The organism is Acholeplasma hippikon (genome assembly GCF_900660755.1).
In the GTDB taxonomy this organism is placed as follows: Bacteria; Bacillota_I; Bacilli_A; order Acholeplasmatales; family Acholeplasmataceae; genus Acholeplasma; species Acholeplasma hippikon.
Genome location: NZ_LR215050.1, coordinates 1,215,450 through 1,235,735 on the forward strand (window position 1 = coordinate 1,215,450; position 20,286 = coordinate 1,235,735).

Annotated in this window: 12 protein-coding genes, 3 pseudogenes and 1 riboswitch; of the genes and pseudogenes, 12 read left to right on the plus strand and 3 right to left on the minus strand. The window is 31.8% G+C overall.

Annotation, left to right across the window (positions count from 1 at the left end):
- Positions 1 to 6 precede the first annotated feature (6 nt).
- The 3 genes from EXC59_RS05995 (at position 7) to EXC59_RS06005 (ending at position 8,427) form a co-directional block, all read left to right on the plus strand.
- On the plus strand, positions 7 to 7,230 hold the full coding sequence (locus tag EXC59_RS05995) for a S8 family serine peptidase (protein ID WP_084145275.1): 7,224 nt from the start codon (positions 7 to 9) through the stop codon (positions 7,228 to 7,230).
- Positions 7,231 to 7,365: 135 nt separating this feature from the next.
- A riboswitch (SAM riboswitch) is annotated at positions 7,366 to 7,451 on the plus strand.
- 70 nt (positions 7,452 to 7,521) lie between these two features.
- Entirely contained in the window at positions 7,522 to 7,830 is a 309-nt protein-coding gene (locus EXC59_RS06000) for a hypothetical protein (RefSeq protein ID WP_035370031.1), read from the plus strand.
- Positions 7,831 to 7,962: 132 nt separating this feature from the next.
- On the plus strand, positions 7,963 to 8,427 hold the full coding sequence (locus EXC59_RS06005; protein WP_051659081.1) for a VanZ family protein: 465 nt from the start codon (positions 7,963 to 7,965) through the stop codon (positions 8,425 to 8,427).
- 15 nt (positions 8,428 to 8,442) lie between these two features.
- Here the strand turns inward: EXC59_RS06005 and EXC59_RS06010 are convergent, their stop codons facing one another.
- Together EXC59_RS06010 and EXC59_RS06015 are read right to left on the minus strand one after the other, a co-directional pair.
- Positions 8,443 to 8,964: a type 1 glutamine amidotransferase domain-containing protein gene (locus EXC59_RS06010; protein WP_035370030.1), complete on the minus strand. Its 522-nt coding sequence runs from the start codon at positions 8,962 to 8,964 to the stop codon at positions 8,443 to 8,445.
- A gap of 85 nt (positions 8,965 to 9,049) precedes the next feature.
- Positions 9,050 to 9,640: a TetR/AcrR family transcriptional regulator gene (locus tag EXC59_RS06015; protein WP_035370029.1), complete on the minus strand. Its 591-nt coding sequence runs from the start codon at positions 9,638 to 9,640 to the stop codon at positions 9,050 to 9,052.
- 203 nt (positions 9,641 to 9,843) lie between these two features.
- Between EXC59_RS06015 and EXC59_RS06020 the strand changes: the two genes are divergently transcribed.
- From EXC59_RS06020 to EXC59_RS06055, 9 genes and pseudogenes are all read left to right on the plus strand, one after another.
- Complete coding sequence (locus tag EXC59_RS06020; protein WP_035370027.1) at positions 9,844 to 10,047, plus strand: hypothetical protein; 204 nt, start codon at positions 9,844 to 9,846, stop codon at positions 10,045 to 10,047.
- Positions 10,048 to 10,228: 181 nt separating this feature from the next.
- The gene (locus tag EXC59_RS06025) at positions 10,229 to 12,928 is read left to right on the plus strand and encodes an ABC transporter substrate-binding protein (protein ID WP_035370026.1); all 2,700 of its coding nucleotides are present in this window, start codon (positions 10,229 to 10,231) and stop codon (positions 12,926 to 12,928) included.
- Between the two features lie 195 nt (positions 12,929 to 13,123).
- Positions 13,124 to 14,251 carry an ABC transporter permease gene (locus tag EXC59_RS06030; RefSeq protein WP_035370025.1) on the plus strand — a complete coding sequence of 376 codons (1,128 nt, stop codon included), beginning with the start codon at positions 13,124 to 13,126 and terminating at the stop codon, positions 14,249 to 14,251.
- Positions 14,244 to 16,205, plus strand: a complete 1,962-nt coding sequence (locus EXC59_RS06035) for an ABC transporter permease (RefSeq protein WP_051659080.1) — start codon at positions 14,244 to 14,246, stop codon at positions 16,203 to 16,205. The genes EXC59_RS06030 and EXC59_RS06035 overlap by 8 nt, the downstream gene beginning before the upstream one ends.
- 67 nt (positions 16,206 to 16,272) lie before the next feature.
- Positions 16,273 to 16,395 (plus strand): annotated as a pseudogene (locus EXC59_RS07265) (ATP-binding cassette domain-containing protein); the annotation flags it as partial.
- A gap of 168 nt (positions 16,396 to 16,563) precedes the next feature.
- A complete protein-coding gene (locus EXC59_RS06040; RefSeq protein ID WP_408608875.1) occupies positions 16,564 to 17,688 on the plus strand; it encodes an oligopeptide/dipeptide ABC transporter ATP-binding protein in 1,125 nt (374 codons plus the stop codon).
- A gap of 83 nt (positions 17,689 to 17,771) precedes the next feature.
- Positions 17,772 to 18,059 (plus strand): annotated as a pseudogene (locus EXC59_RS07270) (ATP-binding cassette domain-containing protein); the annotation flags it as partial.
- Positions 18,060 to 18,419: 360 nt separating this feature from the next.
- A pseudogene (locus tag EXC59_RS07275) lies at positions 18,420 to 19,115 on the plus strand (ATP-binding cassette domain-containing protein); the annotation flags it as partial.
- A 5-nt stretch (positions 19,116 to 19,120) separates the two neighbouring features.
- The gene (locus EXC59_RS06055; protein ID WP_035370023.1) at positions 19,121 to 19,480 is read left to right on the plus strand and encodes a DUF3899 domain-containing protein; all 360 of its coding nucleotides are present in this window, start codon (positions 19,121 to 19,123) and stop codon (positions 19,478 to 19,480) included.
- A 77-nt stretch (positions 19,481 to 19,557) separates the two neighbouring features.
- On the opposite strand, the gene EXC59_RS06060 is transcribed toward EXC59_RS06055, so the two are convergent.
- Positions 19,558 to 20,280, minus strand: a complete 723-nt coding sequence (locus tag EXC59_RS06060; protein ID WP_035370022.1) for a hypothetical protein — start codon at positions 20,278 to 20,280, stop codon at positions 19,558 to 19,560.
- Positions 20,281 to 20,286: the final 6 nt, after the last annotated feature.

The window sequence follows — 20,286 nt, forward strand, 5'->3', positions numbered from 1 at the left end:
ATAAAAATGAAAAAAATATTTCTTTCGGTAATGTTCATCGTTAGCTTATTGTTCTTGGTGGCATGTAATGTCAAAGACAAAGGTGACTCAGAATATGTATATAACGGAAAAGATAGAGAAGAAGTTACGCATTTTGATAAAGATGGTAACTTATTAGTTCCTTTTGATGTTGCATATCAACTAGAGGTTGATGAAGCATCATATGACAGTCATACGGCACTTGTTAAAATGAAAAAATACGATCTTGGTCGCCTTCAACATAAACTGTATGAACTAGGTGCTTTAGAAATTGAGCAAAACGTCAATTTAGGAAATGAAGCTTGGTACTTAATAAAATTACAAGATGATAAAAAACCAAAAGATTTTATTAAAGCAGCAAGACAAGTAGAAGGATTCATCTTTGTTGACTATAACTATCTACATAAAACTGAGACTGTGGGCAGTTATAACGAAGTAGACATTGATGATGTTTTAAATAATCCAAGAATTGGAGAACAATGGTATTTAGATGCCTTTGGAGTGAAAGATACATGGGATTATTTAGAAGAACAAAATATGAATTCGGGTGGAGATTCATCAGTTGTTGTAGCAGTTATTGATACAGGGGTAGACTATAATCATAAAGATTTAGCTGCTAATATGTGGGTAAATGCTAGAGAAATTCCAAATAACGGTATTGATGATGATGGCAACGGATATATAGATGATTATTATGGGATTAATACAATCGCAAATAATACGGAAGTCTTAGACGACCATGGACATGGTACCCACGTTGCAGGTATTATCGCTGCAGCAAATAATAAAGAAGGTATTGTAGGTATTGCCTACCAAACAAAGATTATGGCTATCAAAGCAGGTATGTCTAGCGGCTTCTTTACACAATCAAGTATTGCGCAAGCAATTATCTATGCTTATGAAAATGGAGCAGATGTGATTAACATGAGTTTTGGTGGCTCAAGTCTTTCACTTGCTGTTCAAGATGCTTTATCACTAGCTTATACAAGATCGGTTTTAGTCGCAGCGGCAGGGAATGATGGTTTACCAAATGAATTAATTCCTGGGTGGTTTGGCCCAGTTATTCCGAATTATCCAGCTGCGGTTCCTTATGTTATTGGGGTTATGAGTGTTGGGCCATCAGGCTTACAATCAGGGTTCTCTAACTGGGATGGTTACGCTTATTCAAATATTGAGTATGAAGTGTACGCACCAGGTGAAGCAATTTTATCAACTTTACCTAATGATCGATATGGTGCATGGTCAGGAACATCAATGGCTGCACCTTATGTATCAGCAGTTGCAGCACTTTTAAGATCGAAATATACAGATAGAGAAATCTATACAAATAAATTTATTATGGGTCAAATCAATGGAGCTTCTAAACTTGAAGCATGGACATTTATTCCAGTTCAAATCAATGTTCCAATGATTGTTGATAGTTTGTCAGCATTTACAACATTACCAAAACCACAAATTAATTTAAATGATTACTATTTATTTGATTCTAAGAAATTAAGTTCAAAAAATAATGGTGATGGCTATGTGGATGCAGGCGAAATCATTGATGTTGGCGTGGTCATTAGAAATCGTTGGGGTATGAGTAAAGATACCATTGTAACAATAGACACACTAACGCCAGGCGGTGTAACTGACCCATATGTTGAAATCATTAAAGGTGAATATAATTTCCAAGGTGTAGGAACATATTCAACAAAAGATAACTTAGAAAGAAATGGTTCCGAAATTAAAGGGGTAGAAGAATCATTAAGAATTAAGTTAAGAGAAGATACTCCGAATGACTATGTTGTTAAACTAAATGTTAATATCACGTATAAAAATGGACTTGATGAGGAAGACCAAACAGCGTATAGAAATAAAGATGAATACATCATCTTCAATGTTAGAAGAGGTACAATTCTACCTTCTGTTGTTAGAGAAGATACAACATTAACAAAAGATAATTTCTATATTTTAGCAAATACTATGACAGTTTTACCTGGTGTAACCTTGACGGTTGAACCAGGAACACAAATACAATTTTGGTCAAACGATCCAAATGATGCGTATGCTGAAAATTCTATGGCATATATTAATGTTCAAGGTAGAATGATTGTACATGGAACTGAGGAAGAAAAAATCAAGATTTTTCCAAGTGAATTGATGAATCAATTCCGTGTAGAAATCAGAGAATCGAGTGCTGGATTCGTTTCATTTGATTATGTTGAAATTTCTAACCCACACTTAAGAATTACTGAAGCACGTCATACATACTTTACAAAAATATATCCAAATATGCCAGATTATTATAGATACTTAAGTGAAGGTAAGATTCATGAATCATACGGTGGCTTAGAGTTATCTATTAATAATGTGTATCAATCAATTTTCTATGGAATGACTGGATATTACTATTACTATAAACCTCAATTCTATGGAAATCTTTATGATAGTATCATTGTTCAAAGTACAATTAATTTCAGATCAGGAGTACTTGAAAATAATGTTATTTTAAATAATTATAAAGAAGGCGAATATGATTCTATTGCATCAACGTATTATGCTTCATCAAACGGTGTATCAGTAAATAACATTACTTTTGATAACTATACTGGAAAAACATACATAAGGTTATATTCAAATTCAAGTAAACTCCCAGAAAGTTGGGATAAACTTGCTGAAAGATTAGATGCTAAAGTTGCCACTTTTGAAAATGTACAAACGATTGAAAGACTCTTTGGAAATTATTATGATTTAGCTTACTTTAGTGCCAAAAAAATAAATGGAAATCTAACTTTTGATGATGGCTCAGTTATTGGTAGTGATTCAAATTACCCATATCATGGATATTTTAATAGTAATTATAAAGCTCACGCATTACCATCTCAGGCAGTAAATTATGCATATTTTGAGTTTACAAAAGAAAACTATATTTCTTCATTTAATGTGATTGATAGTAATATTTATCTTGATTTAGAAGATAATCATCAAATTCAAATCTCACAATATGACGCAACTAATTTAATATATGAATCATCAGATAACTATATACTAACAGTCGATGATAATGGTTTAATTAAGCCAAATAATATCGGGCAAGCAAAAGTTATTATTTATACAGAAGACTTTGGTTTTAGTACAGAAATAACAGTTAATGTATCACATCAATTATCACTTGAAGAAGTTATTGTTTATCCAATTGATGAGATTATGGATGTTAATCAAGCGTTCCAATTAGAATATGAATTATATCCATATAATACGACTGAAAGAAAACTTATTTTTGAATCAAGTAATCCATCAGTTGCGAGTGTTAATGAACATGGATATATCATAACTAAAGATGTTGGTGATGTAACAATCTTTATTAAAAACCAGCAGGGTGATGTGCTTAATGAAGTAAACTTTAAGGTTTCAAATAAAATTAAGTCTCTACAATTTACTAGAAATAAACTTCAAACAACATTAGCAAATGATGATGATATTCAATTAATTATTAATCCAATTTACGGTGATAAAGAGGATTTAGTCATTACAAGTACAAACCCAGAAGTTGCTTATTTTGACGGAGAAAAACTTGTTAAGGTTCAAAATGGATATACATTAATTGAAGCATATGTTAAGGGAACTGATCTTGCAGCAGAGTTATACTTAGAAGTAGTTGATGAAGTGATTTCAAACGAAATAGATAAAGTAGTAGCTACATACTCACATGTCTTTGTTTTATCTAATAATGAAATTTATGCTTGGGGAGAGTATATATCTATTCCAAGAAAGATTACTTCGAATACAGAAATGAAAATAGTAGATTTTTATGCGCATGATTATACTTTAATATTAATTGATGAAAATGGAACAACCTTAATGAGTTATCTTTCAAGTAATGGTACCTTAAATCAAACTAATAGTAATTTTGATTTTAATCAAATAACAAATATCAAGCATATTTTTAGAGCAAGATACCAGGACACATATTATCTTATTAATGATAAAGATGAATTATTTAGTATCGGAAATAATTATTATGGCTTAATCGGCGATGGTACAACAACAAACGTAAATGTTCCATATAAACTAATGAATAATGTTAAAGAAGTTTACTCTACTAATTACTACACATTTATCTTAACAAAGACCAATGATTTATATAGAATTGGTGGAAGTAATAATACTGGTAATAAACCAACGTTAATCTATAGAAATATTAAACAAGTATATCAATTTTATCATTCGGTTTCGTTCTATGACGATCAAAACTACTACAATTTTGGCATTTATGATTATGAACCAACTATTACAGAATACTTATATGTAAATAGTGAATCATACCAAAAATTCCAAATGATTATTGAAGGTAATACATTATATTTAGGCGACGGAAATAGAATCTCGCCAATTGAAAAAGAAATGATTTATACGTTTGAATCAAATATCATTGATGTTAAACAAAGTTATCGTGATATGGTTGTTATAACAGAAAATGAAATTTACATGATTGGACGAAATGACTACAACATGCATCTGTTAAATAACACACGCTCAAACACAGGTATTTCTAATATTATTCTTAAATCAGGTATAACTACTCCAAATCTTCAAATTGAAAATTCAAATATTTATCATTCTAGATTAGAAGACGATTCGATTGTTATTGAATTTAATCAGGAAATTTTTAAAGATAGAAACTTTACAAGAATTTATGTCAATAATGGATCAACAGGAAGAAGTATTCCTATAAACACAAGAATTGATGGTAATAAATTGATTATTACTTCATCATCATTTGTTCATGGACAATACTATTACGTGGTCGTTCAAGATTACTCAGTAAGAAACGTTAATGGAAAACAAAACACTTATTATTCTCAATCATTCAATTATTATGGTATTGATCGACCAATTGAAGTTATCAGTCCAAATGTGGATGATTCAAAAGTGTTTGAACAAGATAAAATCGAATATAAAGTTAAATTTAATTTAGTAATCATGTCAAATAATTTTGGAAACATTCATCTTTTAAATGAAGGTAATGAAGTTATTGATTCAATTACGCTATCCTTAGTTAACAATGAATTAATCGTACGAGGAACATTGTTAAATGGAACATATCGTTTAATTATTCCAGAAGATGCGTTTGCTAACTATCATGGAAGATCAAGTGAAGCGTTAGAATTTAGTTTCAGTGTGGATAAGAAGCTAGTTTATCAAACAAACTCACATGAAAACAACCTAAGAAAAGCAATTGATGAGGAAATTAAACTAACATTCGCAAATGATATTACTCTGGATGTAAATGGCATCAGTATCTTAACAAGTGATGGCAATTTGGTTGAATTTGATACTGAAGTTATAGAAAATCAATTAATCATTAAACCAACATTAGTTCATGGCATGAACTATCAAGTAGTTATTTTAGAAAATAGAATTGTAGACTCACTTGGTTTGGTCAATGAGAAATTTGAATTTAGATTTGAAACATACCAACCTATTGAATTATTAGGTCAGTCAATATTAGATCAAGCAACTAATATATCTACAAGACAAGATTTCAAATTCTATTTTAATTACGCTCAAATAGGACCAGCGTATCAACAAATCAAGTTAACAGAGAAGACAGAGCAAAGTGTTTCAATTAATAAATCACTCAATAAAGGCGTACTTAATGTATGGTCAACAGGCGTACTTAAACAAGGAACTGAGTATCAATTAGTCATTCCTGAAAATGCACTAATTGACGAAAATGGCATAGGAAATGAATTAATTGAAGTGAATTTTGAAACATATACAAATAATAGAAAAGCGATTAGTAGAGAAGATATTGATGAAATCATTCGTAAATTATACCTATCTGGATATAATACTTCATTTACTGGAAATGCTATTTTAAATAATTTCAATTTAACTAATCTTGATTTATGGTTTAGAATCCAAGGTCAATCTACAGATAGTTACACTGCAATCAATGGGGTTGCTGGTAACTTCTGGGGAACAATCGATTTAAACTTAATTCAAAAACACATTATTGATTTTGACATCTTCCCATCATTAGAGGATATTATTATTGGTGAATTCCTAACTGAAGCACCAGAAACTGCATTCCCGTTTGTAGTTGATGTTGAAGTTTATAATGAATCCGGCTTAAAAGTAGATAAAGTTGGTAATGAATTAATCACGGTTAAAGTTCACTTTAATAAAGACATGGAAACATCCATTCCATTAAGAGTTGCCTTTGGTTCAAGTGCACCATATGCTGAACGTTTAATTGAAGGTTCATATGAAACACCACGCATGTGGGTTGGAACATATCAATTAACTACTATTATTGAAAATGGTAATCAATTCTTTAGTATTCAAAATGGACACGTAGAAGGGCAATCGTTCTTTAGATTAATGCCTGATACAGCAAGATTTAGATTTGAAATTGATACAACCGCTGCACAAGCTATGTTAATGCAAGCAGAAGCTACTTATGAAGGTATTAGATTAACTTGGTTCCAAGATGACTTTGATACATTAGCAGGATTTAATATTTATAGAAGTGAACAAGAACATGGTTTATATACAAGGATTAATCAATATGTTTTAGGTATTGATGAAACGACATTATTAGATACTTCTGTACAACCAGGAAAGATGTATTACTATAACTTTACTGTTGTTAAGACAGATCTTACAGAATCAGAACCTTCCGGCAAAGTGATTGTAAGAGCGTTTGATAAAATGGCTCCAAATATTTACCATACAAGAATTTATCAAGCATTTACAAATTCAAACTTAGTTATTTCTGCAATTATTAATGATAATATTGCTGTAAACTCGGCTAAGGTTTACTACAGAATTACAGGCGCTGATACATGGAAAGTTTTAACAATGACAAACAATAATGATAAGTATACTGCAGTTATTTCTTCAAGTGATATTACACTTGCTGGATTAGAGTACTATATCGAAGCATTCGATGGCATTAACTATACTCGAGATGGAAATGCCGAAAATCCAATTAACACAGTTGTTCAACTTGCGGTTGACAGCAGTGCTAAGGGAGATGTGAATGGTGATGGCATCGTATCAACACTAGATGCATTAATGATGCTTCAAGCAATTAATGGACGTTTAAACTTGACAGCAGAACAATTCTTAAAAGCAGACTTAGATAATAGTGGTAACTTATCAACTTGGGAAGTATTAAAAGTCTTACAATATGCAAGTGGACAAATTTCATCACTTAACTAATTAAAAAAAAGTGGACAATGTCGTATTGTCCACTTTTCTTATTTAGATTTGAATTAAAGGAATTTATATGCAAAGTATTGTTGTGTTTATAAGAAAGAATAGTTGATTATATATTGAATATTATATACAATAGAATTACCATAAAGAGAAGGAGAGAGACAAGCTCTATGACCCTTCAGCAACCTGCCTAAGGTAAGGTGCTAATGCTTGATTGATGGTTATATATAATCCTAGTTATTTATATGCCATCAAACGATGGCATTTTTCTTTTTTTGGTAGAAAGAGGAATGTATGGAAAACATATTAGCAAAAAATATAGATAAAATCTTTTATGATAAGAGAAGTTACTTAGATTATTTATATGATTTAAATAAAGAGATTAAAAATAAATTAGAAAAAATAAAAAAAGAACTTGATCAAAAAATAAAAGTAATTACAATAGAAACACTAAGAGATATTATTAATGTAAAAAACATTGAAGATTATGAAAGTTATTATCGTTATTTGTTTGTTAAAGAGTGTCTGATGATTAAAATTAAGATGGTTAGTCTTTATATGAAGGATACTGACTTTAAAAACGGAATAAAAGGTAGTTTATAATATAAATTAGTAAAGTGTAAGATAATTTAGTTATACTGATTTTAGATAAGTAAGAAATCCACTACTAGGTGTGGGATACTTATTTAATAAAACATCTTAATAAAAGCATTGAAAGAGAAAGAGAAGTATTTAATGATAAAAAGAAAAGCACTGATTTCACTTGGGATAGCAATCAATTTGTTTATTTGGATTAACTCGATTTTACCGGGCAACGATAGTGCAAACTTAAGTGGTGGTATCACTGAGTTCATCTATCATATTTTAAATAAATTAAATATCGGTATAAGTATCGATTTATTGTCGCTAATGATTAGAAAACTTGCTCATTTTACGGAGTTTTTTATCCTAGGAATTACTTGGGTTTTTATTTTTAAAAAGTATAATTATAGATACCCAATAACATTTATTTATGGATTATTGGTTGCTTTAATTGATGAATTTATTCAGTATTTCATCCCAGGCCGAGCATCAAGTATTTTCGATGTTGCAATTGATGGTGCTGGTGTACTTTTTGGATTATTAATTATATATTTACTTGAAGTATTTATATTAAGAAAAAATGAAATATATATAGATAAAGAAAAAGCAGATGAATAGTCATCTGCTTTATTTTTACTTTTTGAGTGCTTTGATTAACTCAGGTAAATAAAGTGGTAAATCTGGTGGACGACGTGCACTAATAATGTGTCCATCGCTAACAACAGGTTCATCTGCCCAAAGTGCACCAGCATACATCATATCATCTTTAATACCGGGGGTTGAAGTCATACGGACATCTTTTAAAATACCGGCAGAACTTAATACCCAACCAGCATGACAAATCACACCAATAATCTTTTTATTATCATGCATGTATCTTACAAAGTTTAAAACTTCTGGAAGACGTCTTAAATAATCTGGTGCCCATCCACCGGGGATAATGATACCATCGTATGATTTAATATCCACTTGTTTAAAGGCAACATCTGATTTTGTATGTAAACCGTATTTACCTTTATAATCTTTGTTTGCTTCTTCAGCAGCAATTGTTACTTCACATCCAGCTTCTTTTAATCGAATCATTGGATAGAAGAATTCTAAATCGTCAAAATCATTTGAAACAATGGTTAAGACTTTTTTTCCTAATAATTCCATGTCATACCTCCACAGTTTCATTATATAGTTAAAATAAAATATCAATATTTATTTGCATGAAAAAACCCAATCATTAAGACTGGGTTTACTTGATATCGAAGTATTTCATGAATAAATCAATATGATTCACAAAGATTGATTCATCTTTAACCAAGAATCCTTCTGGATCGTTAGTTAAGTATTTTTCATAGAAGTGGTAAACGAAGAATGAATGATACATCTTCGCAGCAAGTTTTGGATCTTCAGTACGCATTAAACCCTTATCCATTAATGATTTAAAGTAATAAGTATAAGCGGTTCTAGGTTTAACGATAAATTCTTCATGTAATAATTTTTTTAAACGTTGACTTGAAAATTCTTCTGGAATTAGTATTCCTGTTAGTGTATTAATATGTTTTTGTTCAAAAAATTGATTTGTCTTTAATGAGATGTTTTTAAAAAACTCTTTTGGACTTAAATCAGTTACCTTATATAGAGGATAAACATTTTCTTTTAATTCATTTACTAATTCATTAGCAATATCTAAGAGAATATCTTCCTTAGATTTGTAGTGATTGTAAATAGAAGAAGCTTTGATTCCTGCGCTTTTTGCAAGATCACGCATACCTAAATTTTGATAACCATATTGTGAGAATAATTCAATTGCGTTCTTGTAGATGAGTTCTTTAGTTGTCATAATAATCCTCCATACGATTGATAACTAACTACATTTTAGTCATAGAAAACTACTTTGTCAAACAAATCGTGAATAATACATATAAATATACGCATGTGTATGCACGTATGTGTGAGAAAATAGATAAAAGTTAATCAAAAAATTGCGAAAATATAAAAACCATGATATAGTATTGATAACATAAATTTAAAAGGAGTCAAACCATGAAAAATTTCCTTAAAGCTAAAAAAGACCTAATCCTTGCTATTTCACTTATTGTTATTGCATTACTACCAACATTCATTACACTATTTGTTAAAGGTAGAACACTTGTTGATCTAGGATTATTACTTACTGCAATTTTAGTTATTGCTTTAATTCTTCCAATTGTGAATGCATTAAAGCGTAATGCAAACAAGTCAAAATAAGAAAACTTAAGAATAACACCCTGTTGAGGCATAAAAAATGCTTGAAACAGGGTGTTTTTGTTCAAAAAGGGGGACGAAAAGCATAAAAAAACATTTGAAAACGTTTTCAATACGTATTATTGTTGATTTTTGTTATTTTTTGGTAAAATACTATTAAATATTTTTTAAGGAGAGAGAAAAAATGAAAAAAGTATTATACGGATTCTTACTTTTATCATTAACATTACTAGTTGCATGTACTAAGACAAACAATGCTCCAGTGATTAGCGGTGCTAACGATACATCTATCGTTGTAGGCACAGCCTTCGACCCTAAAGCAGGCGTTACTGCTTCAGATAAAGAAGACGGCAATCTAACTGACAAAATTGTTGTAACAGGCACAGTAGATGTTAATACAGTAGCTACTTATACACTTACTTACTCAGTAACTGACAGTGGCGACAAAACAACAGAAAAAATTAGAAAAGTGACAGTAACAGAACCAAACTTAGATGGTACAAAATATAATGGCGTACTAAATCTTAAGTTTGCAGATGCGGACACTAAACATACATTCTTCGCAGCTGCAGAAAAATACCTATTAGACTACATGGCTGGTGGTATTCCGTACTACGTTGCTAACTCATTCAGTTTATTAGCTGATCGTGTTACATTACCTGTAACAGATTACATCCCATCATATGGTTGGGGTACAAGATTAGCTGAGATCACTAAAGATGACTCACAAGTTTTAGGTGTTGACGGTACTTATGGTCAAGCTGGTAAATATACTTACCGTGACTGGAATAACCAAGACTTCTCAACATTAAACTACTGGATCTATGATGACTCAGTTTCAGCTACATACTTAGACTTTATCGAAGGTACATTCTTCCGTGCTACATTAAACGATGCTAGAAACGGTTGGGAATTCGTTCCAGCATTAGCTGCTAAAGCTCCTGAAGCTCCAGCTGCTAGCCAAGAAATCGTTAACGGTAAAGTAACATCTAAAGTATGGAGAGTTACATTAAGACAAGACTTAGAATGGGCATTCAACTCAAATATTAATACTACAGGATTTGACTTAAAGATTGATGCTAATGACTTCTACTGGACATACAGAGAAGCATTAACAAGAAACTTCTTCCGTGCAATTTCAGGTGGTGGTGACTTCGTATCAGAAATCCAAGGAGCAGAAGGTTATTCTAAATTAGCTTCTGAAATCTATGGTGCTGGTGGTACTCCAACAGCTGATCAATTAGCTGCATTAGACGCTGAATGGGCTAAAGTTGGTATCAAGAAGATTGATGACTACACATTAGAGTTCACAACTAAGAATGCTAAAGCATTATTCGATGTGTACTACTTAATGGGATGGCCAGCAATGAACGAAGATTTATATAAAAAACATGGCAACCAATATGGTACAAACGAATTAACAGTTGCTTCATCTGGTGAATACATCATGAATTCACACGAATCAGGTAAAGTAACAAGATACATTAAGAATGAGAAATATCCTCATGCTTCAGAAACTCAATGGACTGGTTGGGATATCTATATCTACAACTCATCAGAAGTTGCGTTCCAAGCATTCTTAGATGGTAAATTAGAATCAGCAGCAATTCCAAATGCTCGTTTATCTGAATTTATCTCAGATCCAAGATTATTACAAACTCCAGATGCTACAACTTGGAGATTAAACGTAAACGGTCTTAAGACTGTTGAAGCTCAACAAGCTCAATTCCCTGGTTCAACTTATGTTCCAGAACCAATCTTAGGCTATGTTGAAATGAGAAAAGCTATGTACTTCATCTTAGATAGACAAGCGCTACAAGAAGACTGGGTACCAGCTTCAGGTTTAGGTCATACTTACTTCTCATCTGCATACTATGTAGATCCAGAATCAGGTATTCCTTACCGTTCAACTCCTCAAGGTCAAGCAGTAGCTGACGAATATCAATTCGAATCTTGGGGCTTCAACGCAGGTTTAGCACAAGCTTACTTCAATGCAGCAGTAGAAAAAGCAATCGCTGAAGGTTTCTACACTGCAGGTACAGCAGCTAACCCAACAGTTATTAACTTAGAAGTTAGATTCATGCAATTATCAACTTCACAAGCTACACAATTACGTGCAGACTTCGTGAAACAAGAATTTGAAAAACTATATGATTCAACTAACCATGTTAAGATTGCAGTAGAAATCTTAGATACTCCATTCCCTGGAATCTACTATGATTACATGATGGTTGGTGAATTCGATGTTGCTATCGATGGTATCTCAGGTTCAGCATTAGATGCATCTTCATTCTTAGATGTATTCTCATCAGACAACCGTGGTGGATTCACAATTAACTGGGGTGTTGATACTTCATTACCAGTAATTCCAGTTGAATGGGATCATGACGGAAATCCAAATACTCCAAAGATCACTCAATTATTCTCATTTGATGCGATTGCTACAGCCTTAAATGGTAAAGCTACAATCGTTGATGGTGATGATGTTCCACCAGTATTAGTACCTGGTGATTATGCAACTTGGACAGATGTTAAGAATCACTTAGAAGACTTCGTTGATGTGACTGTTTTACCTACATTTGCAGGTGAAGGATTCCAAATCTTAGAAGATGAATCAGCATTAGGTGGAATCTGGGTAGTATTACCAGCTAACTACACATTTGCTGAAGTTAAAGCATTATTCGAAGATTTAGGATACACTTACTTCTCGGCTGAAGATTATGAAGGTGAGTGGGGAGCTGAATTTGCTAAAGGAAGCACATATGTTATCTATGGTCCAGACTGGGCTGAAGGTGGAGATAGTGCTGACTGGGCAGCAGAATACGGCTTAGTTGCTCCAACAGATGCTGAAGGTAACTTATTACCATCAATCTTACTTTACTAAGATTAAAAGTAAATAATTAATAGAGTTATACAACAAGAAAAAACCACTCTTCAAACGAAGGGTGGTTTCGTTGTATAAAAAATACAAAATTTATATGAAATTATGTTTTTTTAATATTATACATTATATATTTTTAAAATAAATGAAATTTTGATATAATATATAATATTATATAAAAATAGATAGGAGATTCACATGTTAAGATATTTTCTTACAAGATTATTATGGGTGTTTATAGTCTTAATGTCCATCTTAACAATTACATTCGTATTCTTAAAAATCCAACCAGAATATCCGCCTACTAAATATGACGATAAAAAGGCATGGTTAGTAAGAAACTGGAACGATGGTTATATGACTAGATTAGTAATTGACATAGATTATAAACCTACGCCAGATTCAGAGCCATTAACTCCGGCAGAGTTAAAAGCTTTACAAGCACAATATGAGGCTAATCCAAAATTATATACAATCTATACAGATCAAGACATAAATAAACCAATCAGAGTACTCTGGGTTTTTGAACGTGTTCCTGTGGCTAAACAATATGGTGAATGGTTAAGAAACGTATTCACTAAATTTGACTGGGGTGTTTCAACGAAGATTCAAATGAATGTTGATGCAACTACAGTTTTAAATCGTTCATTTGGTTACACAATTGGTATTAACCTTTTAGTTATTCTTTTCCAAATTCCATTTGGATTATTCTTAGGTATTACCGCAGCTATGAAGAAAGACAAATTATTTGATAATATCGTTTCTGTTATTATCATGGTCTTTATTTCATTACCAAGTTTCGTAGTTATTATGTTATTAATGAAATGGTTTGGTTCTGACTTAGGTTGGTTACCATATACATGGGCAGCTAAGGATATGCCACTAGCGCAACGTATGTTGAGCCACGTTATCCCGGTTGCATCATTATCATTAGGTGGTATTGCAAGTTTATCAAGACGTGTTAGAGCTGAGTTAGCAGATGGTTTAACTCAAGATTTCGTTTTACTTGCAAGAACAAAAGGTCTTTCAAAGAGACAAGCAATTTACAGACATGCTTTACGTATCTCATTAACACCAATCCTACCAGGCTTAATGTTCAGCTTTGTTGGTTTATTTGGTGGTGCAGGTATTACTGAACAAGTTTATGGTATCCCAGGTGCTGGATGGGTCTTCCTACAAGCAACACTTGGTGGACAACCAGACTATAACGTAATCATGTATGACACTGCATTCTTCGGGTTCATCGGTTTATTCACAGGTATCTTAATTGATATGTCTTATGGATTAGTCGACCCAAGAATCAAGATGGGAGCTTCAAATGGATAAGAGAATTGATCAATCAAAATTCCAATTCGTTGATATTAATGAAAAAATCTTCGATGCAAAGTTTGAAGGAAAACCACGTTCATTCTTAAAGGATGCGATGGTTCGCTTTGCGAAAAATAAATTAAACCTAATTGCCACAACAATTGTAGCAATGGTTATATTCCTATCAATTTTTGTACCAATCCTAACACCTAAGGATTACTCATCTGCAAATAATGCAAACATGAGATATTTACCTCCAAGAGTTCCATTACTAGAAAAAATTGGTATTTTAGATGGAACAATTAAAGTGAAGAGCGCTAACGTAGATTTTGATAACTATGTTTTAATCAATCCTGCTGAAGATGATGTATTTGAAAATAGGTTATTCTATCCAAAGAGTGATCAATTCAACAACTATGACAAAAACTTCATTAAGAGCGGTTCATTAGTAAACTTCCATGAATATGGTAATAATAAAACACCTGAATATTTAGGTGGTACAAATGATATTATCTTAAATAATAGACAAGCACACATTGTAATGTACAATACAAATGTTTCGTTTGCTGAGAATACATTAGTTAAAGTAACATTAAACTCAATTGCAGAAAATGGTAAATTAACTATTTACATTAAACCAAATAATTTAACAGAATTATTACCTGAAGGTATGCTTGAAACAGACCCAGAAAGTTTAGCATATTATGTTAAATTAGGTGAAATTACTGAAGCAACTGAAGAAGCAGTTGAACTTTTAGTTGAAGATACTGTATCTGGTAAATTAGCAATCGTCTTTGAATCTCCTGAATCAAGAGATAGAGTTTCAATTAACTCAATTTCATTTGATTTCCCAGAAGGTAAAGGACAAGATATTGAATTTGAAGGCTATACTTTATCACAATGGTCTTCAATTACAATGACAGGATTTGGTGGTACATGGATTAGAAATAATGCGTATACTATTAAAGCTGCATTTACATATTATAAATATAATGATATCTTTGCAAACAGATTAGCAACAATCTCAAACGTTGAATATGAAGCAATCTTAGAGAAAAACCCAGAAATGCGAGATGCAATCGTTTATAACGATCCTGCTGATCCTAAGAAGGGTTGGAAATTTGAAGGTGGTCCTTTCGAATTAGTAGAAGTTGTTTCATATACTACTCCAATTACTGGACCAGATGGTCAACCTTACTTCTCATATAGAGTTCTTAAAAATGGTTTATTAGCATCAGGTTACACTGAAACTCCATTCTTCCTATTTGGAACAGATGGTAAAGGCCGTGACTTATTTGCTGAAGTTTGGTTATCATTACGTACTTCATTATTACTTGGTGTTATTGTATCAGTGATTAACATCGTTATCGGTATTGTCTGGGGTTCTATCTCAGGTTACTTTGGAGGTACAATTGACTTTGCAATGGAACGTTTCGTTGAAGTCTTAAGTGCATTCCCAGGGTTAACCGTATTAACAATTCTTTATATTGAATTTGGTGCTGGTTTTGGATTACTATTAATCTACTTAACATACTCTGGATGGATTGGCGTTGCGGGTATGACTCGTATCCAGTTCTATCGATATAGAGGTAGAGAATATGTATTAGCATCTAGAACACTTGGTGCAAGTGATGCTCGATTAATCTTCAAGCATATCTTACCAAATGGTTTAGGCTATATTATTACATCAGTTATCTTATCAGTTCCATCAATGATCCTAACAGAAGCATCATTATCTTATTTAGGTTTTGGTCTAGGTGAATCTTCAACATTAAACTTTGGTTTATTTAAACTTTCAGGTTTATCATTAGGTATCATTCTTTATGAAGGACAAAACAACATGACAACTCCAGGAAGATTCTACTTAGTATTAATTCCTGCGATTATTATCATTATTATCATGATCGCGTTCAACTTATTCGGTAATGCTTTACGTGATGCAATGAATCCATCATTAAGGGGGCAAGAATAATATGAATAAAAAAGAAGTAGTTATTCAAGTTAAAGACCTCTCAGTATCATTTAGAACAAATGCCGGAATGGTTCAAGCTGTTCGTGGTGTATCTTATGAATTATATAAAGGTGAAACTTTAGCAATCGTTGGTGAATCAGGTTCTGGTAAATCTGTAACATCAAGATCAATTATGGGTATTTTAGCCGGTAATGCGGTTGTCAACCATGGTGAAATTCATTATGAAGGAAGAGACCTTTTAAAGCTTCCAGAAGAAGAGTTCCACAAAATTCGTGGTCGTAAAATTGGTATGATTTTCCAAGACCCAACTTCAGCTTTAAACCCAATCATGAGAGTCGGTAAACAAATTACTGAAGCGATGATTTTAAATGGTAAGAGAAAAGAAAATAAAATAAAAGAATTATATAATGCTGAAGAAGTTGCTTATACAAATGCAATCCTAAGATTAAATGAAATCAAAGCGGATGCTTCATTTGATAAAGCAACTAAGAAAGCAGAAATCGCTAAGATTAAAGCAGTTATTAGTGAAACTAAAGTTAAATTAATTGAAGCGAAGAAAAAAGCTAAAGAAACAATTGAAGAAGAATATGTTCAATATAAAGAACAATATCTAAAAGAAAAAGAATTATACATTTCTACATTTAAGAATGGTAAGGCTGAATTACAAGCTAAGTTGGCTGCATCTCAAAAGGGAACTCCCCAATATATTGAAATCTTAAAACAATTAAGAAATGAATATTCAACTGCAAGATATCGTAGAGAATTATTCTTAATCAAAGATGCTTATTTAAGAAAAATTAAAGTAACACATTATGAAGCAAAATTAGAAGCTTATAAGATCATGAAAGAAGTTGGAATTCCTGAACCTGAAAAGCGTTTCAAGATGTATCCATTTCAATTTTCTGGTGGTATGAAGCAAAGAATCGTTATTGCAATTGCATTAATGGCTCAACCTGAAATCTTAATCTGTGATGAACCAACAACTGCCTTAGACGTTACAATCCAAGCACAAATTCTTGAATTAATCAAAGATATTAAGAAGAGACGTAACCTAAGTGTTGTATTTATTACCCATAACTTAGGTGTAGTTGCTAATATTGCTGATCGTGTAGCGGTTATGTATGCTGGTAAAATTGTTGAATATGGTACTTTAGATGATGTTTTCTATGATCCAAAACACCCATATACTTGGGCATTAATGAGTTCAATGCCAGATATCAACTCTAAAGATAAATTACAAACAATTCCTGGTACACCACCAAATATGTTATTCCCACCTAAAGGTGATGCATTTGCACAAAGAAACAAATATGCAATGGCAATCGATTTTGAAGAACAACCTCCAATGTTTAAAGTAAGTGAAACTCACTATGCTGCAACTTGGTTGTTACATCCAGACGCACCTAAATTAGAAATGCCAGATGTAATTAAAGAAAGAATTGTCGCTATGAAAGAAGAAATCAAGCGTTTAGGAGGTAAATAACCATGACAGAAAACAATAATGATGTAATTTTAAAGGTTGTTAATCTTAAACAACATTTCAAAACAGGTGTTGGTAAGTATAAAATGCTTAACAAAGCTGTTGATGGCGTATCTTTCGAAGTTAAACGTGGTGAAGTATTCAGTTTAGTTGGAGAATCTGGTTGTGGTAAAACAACAACTGGTCGTACAATTATTAAAATCTACAAACCTACTGATGGTGAAGTATATTTATTAGGTAAAAGAATCGTTGCAGGTACAAAAGGATGCAAGGATGAAATTGCTAAATTAAAAGCTGAATTACCAATTAAAATCAAAGAAATTAAATTAGATGTTAACTTATCAGAAGCCGATAAGACATCAAAAATTGTTGAATTAAAGGCTCAAACAAAATCAAGAATTGATGAGTTAAAAGCTGAAATTAAACAAAGAAATCATGATCAAAATACAAAATATCGTCCAGCTAAAGAAGAAGTAGAAGCTTATAAAGAAGCTGCTAAAAAAAGAATTGCTGAATTAAAAGAATTAATTAGAAAAGAAAATGCTGCTTTTGCTGCTTTCAAAGCACAAGCTTTCAAACAAACTGATAGCTTACCAGCAAATACTGATCCTGATACTAAAGAAAGAATTCATAATGAAGAATTAGCAATCTATCGTGAAGTTCGTCGTAAGAAGAACAAAGCAGTTAGAGAGTATCAATCAGAAATTACAACTCAAATTACTTCTCCAAAATTCTTCAATAGACCACTTCTTAACAAGATGCAAATGGTATTCCAAGACCCAATTGATTCATTAAACCCAAGAATGAATGTTAAAGACATTATTGCTGAAAGTTTATACATCAATGGTATCAAACATGATGATATCGTCTTAGAAAAGGTATATGAAGTTTTAAAACTTGTTGGCTTACAACCAGACCATGCGGATCACTATCCACATGAATTCTCAGGTGGTCAACGTCAAAGAGTTGGTATCGCTCGTGCGATCATCTCTGAACCACAATTAATCATTGCCGATGAGCCAATCAGTGCGCTAGACGTATCAATTCAAGCTCAAGTTATTAACTTATTAAATGAGTTAAGACATAAATTAGGATTAACAATTCTATTTATCGCCCATGATTTATCAGTAGTTAAATTCTTATCTGACAGAATCGCGATTATGTACTTAGGTAAGATCGTTGAAATGGGAAGCAAAGACAAAGTCTTCAATAACCCATTACACCCATACACATTATCATTAATCTCATCTATCCCAATGCCAGACCCAGACTTCGAAAGAGCTCGTAAAGGCGTTATCAAATATGATCCAAGAGTTCATGATTACAGTGTAGACAAACCAACATTAAGAGAAATCGAACCTGATCACTTAATCTATGCAAACGATAAAGAATTCGAAGAATACAAGAAAAAACTTGCAGCAAATAAATAAGTAATATGAGTAAATTTATAAGATATTCAATCATTACCTTATCTATCGCGCTTGCATCAACATTGATATTCTGGCTAGTTTATGGATTTGAAATGAGATTAGATTATATATCTAACTCAATCTTCGTCATTGCAATTTCAGTTCTTTGTGTTTCAGTCATTATGTTTACTGGGGCAACAAGAGTTTTCTTAGGATTTTCTTACACATCAAAAATGTGGTTAAATTCAAAAAAGACAAAAGAAGAATATGGAAACTTTAAAGAATACTATGATGAAAAATCACCTAGTCATAAAAAGGATACTTTAGATATAATTGTGATTTGTTTGATTTATATCTTAGTCGCAATCTTTTTAATCAGTATATAAATAAGAACCAGAACTTAATTGTTCTGGTTTTTTTATGCAAAAAATAAGCACCTACTATGTTAGTAGATGCTTATAGTTTATTTAACTGAATTTTTAATAATTTCTACAGCTTCTTTATAATAACGATTTGGATCATATGAATCACTATATAGGAAGTAAGCTAACTTTTCATCTAATGCTAGACCAACATTGATTTGGACATAAGATTGTTTTGATACTGAGTAACAAACCACTTCTCCAATAGCTTTAATATGTTCTTCAGTCATTGTATCAAATGCTTTAAACGCAGTAATCATATATTTGTTAGGAAATTCTTTACGTTTGAATTTGTTTTCTAAACGATTAATATCATCATGCATATTTTTATTATAGAAATCGAAACCTTTATTTTTAATTAATAAAGCGATATATAAACGCTTATGTTTTCCATACTTAATATTTTTTTCAACTAAAAGTTTATATAAAATTGTATAGTCTTGATTATTTGAGTGTACTTGATAACCGGCATCATAGAATGATTTTGGGTTTTCAATGACATTTGTTCTGAAAGGAATTGGACCTGCTTGAACTTGAATGACTTTAGCAATTTTAGCTAAGTTGTTATAAGATGCTAATAGTTTTTTGAAGTATAAGACAACAACAAGAAAACCTAGGAATAATATTAAGTAATATAAAGTTAAATCATTTAAATCTGTTACAGTCACACCAATTACGATGATTAAGGTAATAAAGACTGCGAGTATACCTAAGAATATTCCAAAGTATAGATTACGTTTTCGTAAGATAGCTTGTGCGTTCATATGCTT

What these genes read in the sequence shown, in the direction of transcription:
- EXC59_RS05995 (WP_084145275.1), top strand. Translation starts at nt 7, where the DNA reads ATGAAAAAAATATTTCTTTCGGTAATGTTCATCGTTAGCTTATTGTTC.
- EXC59_RS06000 (WP_035370031.1), top strand. Translation starts at nt 7,522, where the DNA reads ATGGAAAACATATTAGCAAAAAATATAGATAAAATCTTTTATGATAAG.
- EXC59_RS06005 (WP_051659081.1), top strand. Translation starts at nt 7,963, where the DNA reads ATGATAAAAAGAAAAGCACTGATTTCACTTGGGATAGCAATCAATTTG.
- EXC59_RS06010 (WP_035370030.1), bottom strand. Translation starts at nt 8,964, where the DNA reads ATGGAATTATTAGGAAAAAAAGTCTTAACCATTGTTTCAAATGATTTT.
- EXC59_RS06015 (WP_035370029.1), bottom strand. Translation starts at nt 9,640, where the DNA reads ATGACAACTAAAGAACTCATCTACAAGAACGCAATTGAATTATTCTCA.
- EXC59_RS06020 (WP_035370027.1), top strand. Translation starts at nt 9,844, where the DNA reads ATGAAAAATTTCCTTAAAGCTAAAAAAGACCTAATCCTTGCTATTTCA.
- EXC59_RS06025 (WP_035370026.1), top strand. Translation starts at nt 10,229, where the DNA reads ATGAAAAAAGTATTATACGGATTCTTACTTTTATCATTAACATTACTA.
- EXC59_RS06030 (WP_035370025.1), top strand. Translation starts at nt 13,124, where the DNA reads ATGTTAAGATATTTTCTTACAAGATTATTATGGGTGTTTATAGTCTTA.
- EXC59_RS06035 (WP_051659080.1), top strand. Translation starts at nt 14,244, where the DNA reads ATGGATAAGAGAATTGATCAATCAAAATTCCAATTCGTTGATATTAAT.
- EXC59_RS06040 (WP_408608875.1), top strand. Translation starts at nt 16,564, where the DNA reads ATGATTTTAAATGGTAAGAGAAAAGAAAATAAAATAAAAGAATTATAT.
- EXC59_RS06055 (WP_035370023.1), top strand. Translation starts at nt 19,121, where the DNA reads ATGAGTAAATTTATAAGATATTCAATCATTACCTTATCTATCGCGCTT.
- EXC59_RS06060 (WP_035370022.1), bottom strand. Translation starts at nt 20,280, where the DNA reads ATGAACGCACAAGCTATCTTACGAAAACGTAATCTATACTTTGGAATA.